Annotated in this window: 3 protein-coding genes; all 3 read right to left on the reverse strand. The window is 72.7% G+C overall.

What is annotated here, in order from left to right; all coding sequences use genetic code 11:
* Positions 1 to 1,113: homocysteine S-methyltransferase family protein (locus ACWDAG_RS47685; protein ID WP_450701858.1), on the reverse strand; the 1,113-nt coding region annotated here is incomplete at its 3' end.
* Positions 1,110 to 2,093 (reverse strand): carbohydrate kinase family protein, encoded by a 984-nt coding sequence (locus tag ACWDAG_RS47690; protein ID WP_450701859.1) that lies wholly within the window; start codon positions 2,091 to 2,093, stop codon positions 1,110 to 1,112. The genes ACWDAG_RS47690 and ACWDAG_RS47685, both read right to left, overlap by 4 nt.
* Position 2,094: 1 nt before the next feature.
* On the reverse strand, positions 2,095 to 2,526 hold a 432-nt coding region (locus ACWDAG_RS47695; protein ID WP_450701860.1), incomplete at its 5' end, for a methionine adenosyltransferase domain-containing protein.

Genomic DNA, 2,526 nt, shown 5'->3' on the forward strand with positions numbered 1-2,526 from the left:
CATCTCCACACAGTCGTCCCAGCGGCCGGCCAGCATCGCCTCGCGGAACTTCTTGGAGCCGTTGGCGTTGGTGCGCTCGCCGATCGCCAGGTACGAGGTGTCCTGGCGGAAGGGCACGGTCTGGTAGAGGGAGGCGGCACCCGGCTCGGGCCGCGGACTGCGCTCGGTGGGGGCGAGGCCGCGGACCCGCTCGACGACCTGCCGCAGGTGCTCGGGGGTGGTGCCGCAGCAGCCGCCGATCAGGGAGAGGCCGTAGTTGCGGACGAAGGTCTCCTGCGCGTCCGCCAGGCCCTGCGGGCCGAGCGGGAAGTGCGCACCGTCCTTGCCGAGGACCGGCAGGCCCGCGTTCGGCATGCACAGCAGCGGGATACGGGAGTGCCGGGCCAAATAGCGCAGGTGCTCGCTCATCTCGGCCGGGCCGGTCGAGCAGTTCAGGCCGATCATGTCGATGCCCAGCGGCTCCAGCGCGGTCAGCGCGGCACCGATCTCCGAGCCGAGCAGCATGGTGCCGGTCGTCTCGAAGGCCATCGACACCAGCAGCGGCACCACCGTGCCGGTCGCCTCCATCGCGCGGCGGGCACCGAGCACCGACGCCTTGGTCTGCAGCAGGTCCTGGGTGGTCTCCACGATCAGCGCGTCCGCGCCGCCCGCGAGCAGCCCCTCGGCACTGGCCTGGTAGCCGTCGCGGATCGTGGTGTAGCCGACGTGGCCGAGGGTGGGCAGCTTGGTGCCGGGGCCCATCGAACCCAGCACCCAGCGGGTACGGCCGTCGCGGGCCGCGAACTCGTCCGCCGCCTCACGGGCGATCCGCGCACCGGCCTTCGACAGCTCGTGCACCCGGCCGGCGATCTCGTACTCGGCGGCGGCCGTGTGGTTGGCGCCGAAGGTGTTGGTCTCCACGCAGTCCACGCCGGCCGCGAAGTACTCCTCGTGGACGGCGCGGACGATGTCCGGCCGGGTCACGTTCAGGATCTCGTTGCAGCCCTCCAGCTGCTGGAAGTCGTCCAGGGTGGGGTCCTGCGCCTGCAGCATGGTGCCCATCGCTCCGTCGGCGACCACCACACGGGTGGCCAGTGCCTCACGGAGCGCGGACACACGGGCGGCCTCGGTCATGAGCGCACCACCAGACGGGAGGAGAGGGCGTCGGCCGCAGGACGGCCGTAGGCCTCGGCGAGGCGGGTCAGCAGCTCGGCGCGGCACAGGGTGTGTTCCTGGGGGCCCACCGTCTCCAGGGCGAGAACGGCCGTGACGCTGCCCAGCCGGGCCGCGTCGCGCAGGTCCGCCCCGCGGGCGAGGGCGGCCAAGAAGCCCGCCCGGTAGGCGTCGCCGACGCCGGTGGGGTCCGCGGCGCGGCGGGCCGGGGCGGCCGGGACCTCGACGGCGCCGTGGCCCGCCTGCCGGATGAGGGAGCCGGCCGCGCCGAGCGTGGTGATCCACACACCGGTGCGGCCGAGGATCTGCTCCTGGCTCCAGCCGCTGCGCTCCTTCAGGAGGACCGACTCGTACTCGTTGCTGAACAGCATCCGCGAGCCGTCGATCAGGGCGCGGACCTGCTCGCGTTCGAGGCGGGCCAGCTGCTGGGAGGGGTCGGCGGCGACCGGGAGGCCGAGTGCGTGGCACTCGCGGGTGTGCCGCAGCATCGCCTCGGGGTCGTTGGGCGAGACCACGACCAGGTCGAGTCCTTGGGTACGGGCCAGGACCGGGGCCAGGCGGATGTGCCGGGCTTCGGCCATCGCACCGGCGTAGAAGGTGGCGATCTGGTTCTGGTCGGCGTCCGTGGTGCACACGAAGCGGGCGGTGTGCAGGCCGGGGCTCACCCGCACCGACTCGGTGTCCACGCCCTGTCCTTTCAGCAGCACCCGGTACGGCTCGAAGTCGCTGCCCACGGCACCGAGCAGCACCGGCGCACACCCCAGCTGCCCGAGGCTGTAGGCGATGTTGGCGGCGGCGCCGCCGCGCCGGATGTCCAGCGAGTCGGCGAGGAAGGACAGGGAGACGCGGTCGAGCCGGCCGGCCATGAGCTGGTCGGCGAACCGGCCGGGGAAGACCATGAGATGGTCCGTGGCGATGGACCCGGTGACGGCGATGCGCATGTCAGACTCCGGCGGCCCGGCGCAGCGCGTCGGCCCGGTCGGTGCGCTCCCAGGTGAAGTCGGGCAGCTCACGGCCGAAGTGGCCGTAGGCGGCCGTCTGGGCGTAGATGGGGCGCAGCAGGTCCAGGTCGCGGATGATCGCGGCCGGACGCAGGTCGAAGACCTCGCCGATGGCCCGGTGGATCCTGCTGGCATCGACCTTCCCGGTACCGAAGGTCTCCACGAACAGACCGACCGGCTCGGCCTTGCCGATGGCGTACGCCACCTGCACCTCGCAGCGGGAGGCGAGGCGCGCGGCGACCACGTTCTTGGCCACCCAGCGCATCGCGTACGCCGCCGAGCGGTCGACCTTGGAGGGGTCCTTGCCGGAGAAGGCGCCGCCGCCGTGGCGGGCCATGCCGCCGTACGTGTCGATGATGATCTTGCGGCCGGT

The sequence above is a fragment of the Streptomyces sp. NPDC001157 genome (assembly GCF_053598255.1).